The following is an 8,658-nucleotide window of genomic DNA, read 5'->3' on the forward strand; positions in this document are numbered from 1 at the left end:
GCCATTATCGGTCTCGCCGTGACACTGGTGATGTGGTACGCCGTGCAGGGCGTGGTTGAGCAGCGCATGCAGATCAGCGACCTGGTGCTGGTGACAACCCTGATGATCCAGGTTTTCATACCGCTTGGATTTCTCGGCATTGTCTATCGCCAGGTGAAATACACACTTGCCGATATGCAGCGCCTGTTTGATCTGCTGCAGCAGGTTCCGGATGTCCAGGATGTAGCAGATGCCAGGGATATTCGTCTCAACGGCGGTCAGATTCGTTTTGAAAATGTCGATTTCAGCTATCAGCCGGAGCGTCGCATACTGCAGCAAGTCTCATTTACTGTTGGCGCCGGTGAGAAGATCGCGATTGTCGGTCATTCGGGTGCGGGCAAGTCGACACTGTCGCGCCTGCTGTATCGCTTTTATGATGTGACTGCAGGTGACATCCTGATCGATAACCAGTCGATCAGCAAGGTGACCCAGTCAAGCCTGCGCAGCGCGATCGGTATTGTTCCGCAGGACACGGTGCTGTTCAATGACAGCATCTATTACAATATTGCTTATGGTCGTCCTCAGGCGAGCAGGGAAGAGGTGATAAAGGCAGCCGGCATGGCGCATATCCGTGACTTTATCGAATCGCTGCCCAAGGGCTGGGATACAGTTGTCGGCGAGCGCGGCCTGAAACTGTCAGGTGGTGAGAAGCAGCGTGTTGCCATTGCCCGTGCGATTCTCAAGCAGCCCGTTATCCTGATTTTTGACGAGGCGACATCGTCGCTGGACAGCAAGACTGAACAGGCGATCCAGGAAACATTGCGAGAGGTTGCGCAACATCACACCACACTGATTATTGCGCATCGACTCTCGACAGTCGTTGACGCAGACCGGATGCTTGTTATGGAGCAGGGGCGTATCGTCGAGCAGGGGACGCACCAGCAATTGCTTCGTGATAATGGCATTTATGCTGACATGTGGGAGTTGCAGCAGCGCGAGGATGAAGAACAGGAGGTTGAATCATGAAGGTTTACCTCGTCGGTGGTGCGGTCAGGGATCAGCTCCTTGGCCTGCCTGTCGATGAACGCGATTGGCTCGTGATCGGCGCTACTCCTGCAGAGATGCTGGAGCAGGGTTACACGCCTGTAGGTAAGGACTTCCCTGTTTTTCTGCATCCGCAAACCAAGGATGAGTATGCCCTGGCGCGTACCGAGCGCAAGAGCGGTCATGGTTACCAGGGCTTTGCCTTTCATGCGGCACCGGACGTAACCATTGAAGAGGACCTGCTGCGTCGTGACCTGACGATCAATGCGATGGCGATGGACGATGACGGCAACCTGATCGACCCATATGGCGGGCAGCAGGATCTGCAGCAGGGTTTGCTCAGGCATGTTTCGCAAGCTTTCACGGAAGACCCCGTGCGTGTACTGCGTATTGCACGTTTTGCGGCAAGATTCGCCGCACAGGATTTTCGTGTAGCAGATGAGACGAATGCATTGATGCGCAACATGGTCGATTCCGGTGAGCTTGACTACCTGGTACCAGAACGTACCTGGGCCGAGACCTGTAAAGCCCTGGCAACCGACATGCCATCACGCTACTTTGAAACTTTGCGCGAGTGCGGTGCATTGCAGCTGCTGTTTCCTGAAATCGAGCGTCTCTACGGGGTGCCGCAACCCGCAAGGCATCATCCGGAGGTTGATACGGGTGTGCACACCATGATGGTAGTTGAACAGGCAGCAAGACTTTCCAGCGAGCCGCGTGTACGATTTGCAGCACTACTGCATGATCTCGGCAAGGGGCTGACCGATAGCAGCCAGTGGCCGCGACACCATGGTCACGAAAAGAGCGGTGTCAGGCTGGTTAAGCAGTTGTGTGAACGTCTGCGTGTGCCCAACGACTTCCGTGAACTGGCAGTGATTGTCGCCGAGTATCATGGGCACTACCGGCGCGTAACAGACGAACTGCGTGCCGATACCAGCTGCAGAACACTGGGTGCACTGGATGCGTACCGGCGTCCCGAGCGTTTCGAGGAATTTTTACTTGCCTGTGAGGCCGATCTGCGTGGACGCACAGGATTTGAAAACCAGCCAACACCGCATGCCGATACTTTCAGACGCTTGTACGAAGTTGCAAGCAAGGTCGATATCGGGACGATTGTCGAGAGCGGGGCTAACGGGAAGGAGATCGGCGAAGCGATCGAAAAACTTCGTATCAGGGAGATCGAGACAGAACTGGGCAAGATAAGGGCAAAAGAGAGCTGATGCAAAGTGAAGGCAAAAAAATCAGGGAGATTCTGAAGAGAGCGCGTTTGATCTGCCCGTTCGCTTTCAGCCTGCTTGGCCTATTGCTAGTCTACATCGCCGCTTTCGTGCATATCCGTTCAATGGGCATGATGAGCAGTGACCTTGGCCTGCTGATTCTGGCTGTGAGCATGACACTGGTTGGTGTTATCACGTCCGCAGTTCTGCTCAAAAACCAGCTGTTACGACCGCTTGCACGACTGCAGGAGTCGGTTTCACAGGTGTGCCAGGGTGAGCCGGGTGCCCAGGTTCTGCATGAGAACCTTGGTGTTCTCGAACATCTTTCTCACGATATCGATTCAGTCTACGAGGAACTCAGCGACCTTTACGAGGATATGGATAATCGTGTTGAGCGCCAAACACGCCGGCTGGCACAAAAAACTGCATCACTGAAAATTCTTTACGACGTTGCTGCCAGTATTAACCAGAGTGACACGCTTGATGCGCTGCTGTTGCGTTTTCTGCGCATCTTCAAGGAGATGGTCAACGGTAAAACCGCGACAGTTCGCCTCGTCAGTCGCGACGGACGTATGCGCCTGGTCGGTGCTATCGGGCTTGATAACAAGGTTGCCACGGAACAGGAACTGTTGCCGGTTCAGCTGTGTCAGTGCGGCAAGGCGCTCACCAGTGCCGACCTCTTATGCGAGCATGATGCCGAGGCCTGTTCCAGGATGAATAACAGGGTGATGTTCAGCGCCGAGCAGGTTGAGGTCATCAGCGTGCCGCTTGAGTATCATGATGACACGCTTGGCATTTATACTATCTATGTTGAACAGCCTGGTGTCTCGGGGCGTGAGGATATCATGGAGCTCCTGACAACAATCGGCAGCCACCTGGGTATTGCTATCGCCAAGCAGCGTTCGGATGAGGAGGCTCATCGCCTGTCGATCGTCGAGGAGCGTACTGCACTGGCGCATGAACTGCATGATTCGCTTGCGCAGACACTTGCAGGTTTGCGCTTTCAGGTTCGCATGCTTGCCGACACCCTGACACAGAACAAAGATTATGCAGCTGCGAGCCGTGATCTCGAACGTATCAAAAACGGACTTGATGAGGCGAATCGCGAGCTGCGAGCCCTGCTGGGTAACTTTCGCGCGCCGATTGATCAGCGCGGCCTGATTCCGGCTTTGCGGCGTATGACAAAACGCTTTTCGGAAGAGACCGGCATCCAGGTTTTCCTGCAGCTCAACTGCCGCAGTTTGCGCCTGCACCCGAGCGAGGAGATGCAAATGGTGCGTATTGTGCAGGAGTCACTTGCCAATACACGCAAACATGCACAGGCACACATGGTACGTGTAATGCTAAGCTGCCGGGATGAAGAGCTGCAACTGTTGATAGAGGATGACGGTGTCGGCTTTGAACAGGCACCTATTGGCAGCCCCGGAGAACATATCGGGCTGTCTATCATGGAAGAGCGTGCGCGTCGTATGGGTGGAGAGTTACGTATAGAGAGTGAGCCCGGCGAAGGCACCCGTGTCGAGATGTTTTACCGTCCGACTCCTGCTATAGCCCAGGCCGAATAAATAACGATTGAGTATAAATATGCGAGTCTTGTTGATTGATGATCATGCGCTGTTCCGTATTGGCTTGCGCGAGCTGCTGGAGCGCCGCGGTATCGAAGTGGTTGCCGCAGTCGGGGATTGTGATGACGGTATGGAACTTGTCGATACATTGACACCGGACGTTGTACTGCTTGATATGCGCATGCCGCAGATGAGTGGTATCGATGTGTTGCAGAAGATGCGTCAGAGCCATCCGCAGATGCGCATCGCAATGCTGACAACCAGCCAGGACGAGAGTGACGTACTGGCTTCATTTCAGCATGGCGCCGACGGTTATCTTCTCAAGGATATGGAACCGGACGAATTGATCGACTCACTGGGTCAGATTCTCGACGGTGTTACCGTGGTGTCGCGTGAATTAACCGGAATTCTTGCGCGTGCAGCGGTACAGAAAGAGGATGAGCCGGAGCCGGAGAGTGAACCGGGTGGAGATCTGTTTGGAGACCTGACCCCGCGTGAGCGGGAGATTCTCTGTCACCTTGCCGAGGGGCAGAGCAACAAGGTGATTGCGCGCCATCTTGGTATTTCTGACGGCACCGTAAAACTTCACGTCAAGGCTATCCTGCGCAAACTGGATGTTCATTCGCGCGTAGAGGCTGCCGTCATGGCGGTTGAAGCGGGCTTCTGCCACCGCAACAGCTGACATTTCCTGTTTTCAATCCCGCAAGCTGCCAGGTTTCGGGCTGATTTAACCGGCTTCTTCCATCGCTTGAGGAAGCCAGGGTTTGTCATCAATATTTTCATCCCAGCGGTTGATAATGCGGCAGAAGAGCTCGGCGGTCTGGTCAGCGTCATAGATGGCCGAATGCGCCTCACTGTTGCTCCACTCCATGCCACTCAGCTGAGCTGACACTGCCAACACAGTGTGCCCGACAGCCAGTGCTGCCAGTGAAACGGTATCTAACGTTGAGAAAGGGTGGAATGGATTACGTTTGTAGCTACAGCGATCAACGGCAGCATTGATAAAGCCGAGGTCAAAGGGTGCATTGTGGCCGACCAGGATTGCGCGATTGCAGCCATTCTCCTTGACGGCATGCCTGACAGGCTGAAAGCAGAGTTGCAGCGCTTCTCTTTCAGTGATGGCGCCACGTAGCGGATTTTCAGGATCGATACCATTGAATGCGAGAGCCTTGGGGTCGAGGTTGGCGCCTTCGAATGGCTCAACATGGCATGCAACTCTTTTATCTGCATAGAGTTTTCCATTGTCATCCATGTTGATGGTGACCATCGCAATTTCCAGCAGGGCATCAGTTGTAGCATTGAAACCTGCCGTTTCAACATCGACAATAACGGGCAGAAATCCGCGGAAACGGCTCGCAATAGTGGGCTTGGGATGTGACATGGGTGCAGAATAACAGAGTTGGGCTGGATTATTGCAAAAACAGGGTGAAAGTCGATTGCTGTTTACTAAACCTGAGTCTACAATCTAAATCCTTACATAAAAAAAACGGGAATCTAAAGGGATGAGGAAGCACTACCTCAATATGTTTTTGTCCATGGTGCTTGTACTGGGTGCTTTTTCTCTCCCGGCAGTTGCACAGGAAGCTACGCAACCACCAGCCGTTGCTGAAGAAGTCGTAGTTGATGAGATCGTTATCAATGATCCGTGGGTTGGATTCAATCGCTCCATGTACAAGTTCAACGATGGACTCGACAAGGCGATTATCGCACCGGCAGCGAGAGGCTACCGGGCAGTTGTTCCCAAGCCAATCAGGCAAGGCGTGAGCAATTTCTTTGAGAATCTTGCCGACATAATTGCAGCGATTAATAATCTTCTACAGGGCAAACCGAAAGAGGCGCTCTCGGATACTGCCAGGGTTCTTGTAAACACAACACTCGGAGTTGGCGGCCTGTTTGATATCGCTTCGCGCATGAAACTGGAAAAGCATCACGAGGACTTCGGACAGACCCTGGCTGTGTGGGGCGTCAAGAATGGTCCCTATATCGTACTGCCAATTCTGGGTCCTTCAACACTGAGGGATACCACCGGAACGATCGTGGATGTGAGTATGCATCCTCTTTCCACTGTCAACGAAGATGAGATTATCTATAGTACTGTTGGTCTGTATGTCGTCGACGAACGTGCCGAGTTGCTCGAGGCTTCGGATATCATGGAACAGGCAGCTCTTGATCCATATATTTTTCAACGAGACGCGTATTACCAGTCGCGTCAACACGCTATCAAGGATGGTGATTCAAAGCATTTCTCCGACTTTTAGGTATAAGGCAGTCCATGCTTATGGATGAAATCAGGGAAAGTAATTTGAGTATTTATGAATATACCAGCGTTTATGCCTTAACCGGGGTGTTAGCGCGGTAATGAATACTTTAATGCCAGTAGGAATAATTACCTCAATATAATTTGGAGAGAAATTTATGAAAAAAATCATAACAGCAGCTGCGATCGCAGCGATCATGGGTGCTTCTTCAGCTGCAGTTGCAGAATGGGATATGCCTTTCTTCGACGATAACGACAGCAACTACTACAACGATAATCGCTGGAACAACGACGGTTACGGTTACGGACGTGGCGATGGCCGTGGCAGCTTCAACTTCAACATGGATGCTGACGCTGATACCGAATTCGACGGTGAGAGTGATAACTCATACTACGGTCGTGGTTACAACAACATGGACAACCGTTGGGACAACCGTTATAACAGCTACAATGGTCGCTACGGCGCACCTTACGGCTACGGACCAGCTCCTTACGGACCAGCTCCTGTTGCTCCTGCTGCCCCTCAGGCACCAGCAGCTACTGGTAACTGCGCACAGTAATTTATTACTGGCAGTTAGCTGATAAAAACACCGGATGGGGTAGCCTGTCCGGTGTTTTTTTATACGTTCAATTAGCCAGGTGTCTTATCTGGTCGTTTAAGTTATTTCAATCATTCAAATCGATTGCATAAGAAACAATAATCAAATTAAATATTGCAAAATAAGAAAATACTTATATACTTATCAGTAACGAAGCGGCATAGCCGTTTAAACAGTTTTTAACAGATTGAGTCTTTACGGAGATTGAAATGAAAAAGATCATTACTGCAGCAGCTATTGCCGCAATCATGAGTGCTTCTTCTGCAGCCATTGCTGACTGGGACATACCTTTCTTCAGTGATAATGATGATTGGGATATACCTTTTTTCAGTGACGATGATGATCACTACAACGATAACCGTTGGTACAACGACGGTTATGGTTATGGACGTGGTGACGGCAGTGGTCGTGGACGTGGACGCGGTCGTGGCAGCTTCAACTTCAGCATGGATTTTGACTTTGATGCTGATACCGAGTTCGACGGCGATGCCGACAACTACTACTACGGTAGTGGTTATAACAACTGGGACAATCGTTATTACGCTAACAACGGCTACTACGGCGCTCCTTACGGCTATTATGCCCCTGTAGCAGCTCCCCAGGCCGCACCTGTTGCAACTGCAGCAGCTGCCAAATAACCAAACAATCCATTAAGTCGTCACCTTCGGGTGATGGCTTTTATCCAGGTAATACGAAGATACCCGTCTGTTTGTATCAACAGTTGTAGCAGACAGTCATTTTAGGAGAATAGTTATGTTTTCAGTAAAAAAACTCACCGCTGCAATCCTGCTTGCATCAGTGGCCGGTAGTGCCTCAGCTGATCAGGCTGTAGAAGCCGCTGCAGCTGATGTTGCCGCCAAGCCAGTTGTTGAAACGCCAGATTTCGATGCAATTCGCAAGCAGTCAGAAGCTCGCCGTGCAGCCCTCAAGGCTGAAATGGAAACCCGCGTTGCTGAACACAAGGCGGGAATTGACAAGCTCAATGCCGAGCATGAAGCTGTTATGGCTGAGGATGCTTCATTTGAAGATTTTCGCAAGCAGATGGATGCAGATCACGAAGCGATGAAGGCAAAGATGGACGCGCGCCGTGCAGCCCATAAAGCAGAGATGGATACACGCCGTGCAGCACGTGATGCTGAAATCGCACAGCGTCGTGAAGAAGCAGACAAGCTTGCAACAGCCGAGCAGCCAGCAGAGCAGAAATATTTCGAAGAGATTGGTAAAGAGATGGATGCCAGGCGCGAAGCCGCCAGGGCCGAGATGGAAGCTCGCCGTGCAGCTCACAAGGCAGAGATGGACTAGCGTCGTGCAGAAGCAGGTCTTCCTGAGCAGATGGATGCTGAACGCGCAGCGATTGAAACCGAGATGGACGCACGCCGTGCAGCCCACAAGGCAGAAATGGACCAGCGTCGTGAAGAGATCCGCAAGGAAATCGATGCACTTCGTGCAGAAAAGGACAAGCATTTCGACACACTGCGTGCAGAAGCTGTCACCAGCAATAGCGACAGCTGATCGATTCGCTTTATGCGATCCTGAAAAAAGCCCCGTCAGGGGCTTTTTTTATGGGTACTGACTCATACTCGATCTGGCACATTATAAATATAGTTTCGACCAAATCTTACAAAGTAGTCATTCATCGGCTGAGCTTGACTGTCTCTTCCTTGGTATTAGCGGAAGTGGGCCAAGTCATGCCACTGGTAGCTACCGACCCAAAGCAATGGGATGGACTCCTCCTTACCTATTGGCATCATTGTGCCAAACTGAGATTGAGATTTCAGCGGACGGTAAAAGAGAGGAGTCCATATGAAGATTAGACGAGTTGGTGTTGATTTGGCAAAAAATGTTTTCCAGCTACAGGGTGAAGATGATTCCGCCTCAGTTCGTCAAGCCCTTCGTGAAGAGTAACAAGAACGATGCCAATGATGCACAGGCGATCTGTGAAGACATGGCACGACCTGATATGTATCCAGTTGCCGTCAAAACAATTGAACAGCAAG

General features: G+C 51.6%; 10 protein-coding genes and 1 pseudogene. 10 read left to right on the top strand and 1 reads right to left on the bottom strand.

The window, feature by feature from the left end; translation table 11 throughout:
- The 4 genes from BOW51_RS04475 to BOW51_RS04490 all read left to right on the top strand — a co-directional run.
- On the top strand, positions 1-1,005 hold a 1,005-nt coding region (locus BOW51_RS04475), incomplete at its 5' end, for an ATP-binding cassette domain-containing protein (RefSeq protein WP_135568055.1).
- Positions 1,002-2,243: a multifunctional CCA addition/repair protein gene (locus tag BOW51_RS04480; protein WP_078476635.1), complete on the top strand. Its 1,242-nt coding sequence runs from the start codon at positions 1,002-1,004 to the stop codon at positions 2,241-2,243. The genes BOW51_RS04475 and BOW51_RS04480, both read left to right, overlap by 4 nt.
- Entirely contained in the window at positions 2,243-3,805 is a 1,563-nt protein-coding gene (locus BOW51_RS04485) for an ATP-binding protein (protein ID WP_078476636.1), read from the top strand. Before BOW51_RS04480 ends, BOW51_RS04485 begins: the two co-directional genes overlap by 1 nt.
- Before the next feature lie 19 nt (positions 3,806-3,824).
- Positions 3,825-4,487 (top strand): response regulator, encoded by a 663-nt coding sequence (locus tag BOW51_RS04490; protein ID WP_078476637.1) that lies wholly within the window; start codon positions 3,825-3,827, stop codon positions 4,485-4,487.
- A 45-nt stretch (positions 4,488-4,532) separates the two neighbouring features.
- Here the strand turns inward: BOW51_RS04490 and rnt are convergent, their stop codons facing one another.
- Positions 4,533-5,186 carry a ribonuclease T gene (gene rnt, locus BOW51_RS04495; protein WP_078476638.1) on the bottom strand — a complete coding sequence of 218 codons (654 nt, stop codon included), beginning with the start codon at positions 5,184-5,186 and terminating at the stop codon, positions 4,533-4,535.
- A 121-nt stretch (positions 5,187-5,307) separates the two neighbouring features.
- On the opposite strand from rnt, the gene BOW51_RS04500 reads away from it, so the two are divergent.
- The 6 genes and pseudogenes from BOW51_RS04500 to BOW51_RS11600 all read left to right on the top strand — a co-directional run.
- On the top strand, positions 5,308-6,063 hold the full coding sequence (locus BOW51_RS04500; RefSeq protein ID WP_078476639.1) for an MlaA family lipoprotein: 756 nt from the start codon (positions 5,308-5,310) through the stop codon (positions 6,061-6,063).
- 157 nt (positions 6,064-6,220) lie between these two features.
- Positions 6,221-6,622: a sulfur globule family protein gene (locus BOW51_RS04505; protein ID WP_078476640.1), complete on the top strand. Its 402-nt coding sequence runs from the start codon at positions 6,221-6,223 to the stop codon at positions 6,620-6,622.
- 248 nt (positions 6,623-6,870) lie between these two features.
- Complete coding sequence (locus BOW51_RS04510; protein WP_078476641.1) at positions 6,871-7,299, top strand: sulfur globule family protein; 429 nt, start codon at positions 6,871-6,873, stop codon at positions 7,297-7,299.
- A gap of 115 nt (positions 7,300-7,414) precedes the next feature.
- Positions 7,415-7,963, top strand: coding sequence for a hypothetical protein (locus BOW51_RS04515; protein WP_078476642.1), 549 nt, complete (start codon positions 7,415-7,417; stop codon positions 7,961-7,963).
- A 30-nt stretch (positions 7,964-7,993) separates the two neighbouring features.
- On the top strand, positions 7,994-8,173 hold the full coding sequence (locus BOW51_RS04520) for a hypothetical protein (RefSeq protein ID WP_078476643.1): 180 nt from the start codon (positions 7,994-7,996) through the stop codon (positions 8,171-8,173).
- Positions 8,174-8,519: 346 nt separating this feature from the next.
- Positions 8,520-8,658: pseudogene (locus tag BOW51_RS11600) on the top strand (IS110 family transposase); the annotation flags it as partial.

Source organism: Solemya elarraichensis gill symbiont (assembly GCF_002021095.1).
GTDB lineage: Bacteria > Pseudomonadota > Gammaproteobacteria > Chromatiales > Chromatiaceae.

Excerpts from the sequence above, each read along its gene's own strand:
- BOW51_RS04480 (WP_078476635.1), top strand. The coding sequence starts at position 1,002 with ATGAAGGTTTACCTCGTCGGTGGTGCGGTCAGGGATCAGCTCCTTGGC.
- BOW51_RS04485 (WP_078476636.1), top strand. The coding sequence starts at position 2,243 with ATGCAAAGTGAAGGCAAAAAAATCAGGGAGATTCTGAAGAGAGCGCGT.
- BOW51_RS04490 (WP_078476637.1), top strand. The coding sequence starts at position 3,825 with ATGCGAGTCTTGTTGATTGATGATCATGCGCTGTTCCGTATTGGCTTG.
- rnt (WP_078476638.1), bottom strand. The coding sequence starts at position 5,186 with ATGTCACATCCCAAGCCCACTATTGCGAGCCGTTTCCGCGGATTTCTG.
- BOW51_RS04500 (WP_078476639.1), top strand. The coding sequence starts at position 5,308 with ATGAGGAAGCACTACCTCAATATGTTTTTGTCCATGGTGCTTGTACTG.
- BOW51_RS04505 (WP_078476640.1), top strand. The coding sequence starts at position 6,221 with ATGAAAAAAATCATAACAGCAGCTGCGATCGCAGCGATCATGGGTGCT.
- BOW51_RS04510 (WP_078476641.1), top strand. The coding sequence starts at position 6,871 with ATGAAAAAGATCATTACTGCAGCAGCTATTGCCGCAATCATGAGTGCT.
- BOW51_RS04515 (WP_078476642.1), top strand. The coding sequence starts at position 7,415 with ATGTTTTCAGTAAAAAAACTCACCGCTGCAATCCTGCTTGCATCAGTG.
- BOW51_RS04520 (WP_078476643.1), top strand. The coding sequence starts at position 7,994 with ATGGATGCTGAACGCGCAGCGATTGAAACCGAGATGGACGCACGCCGT.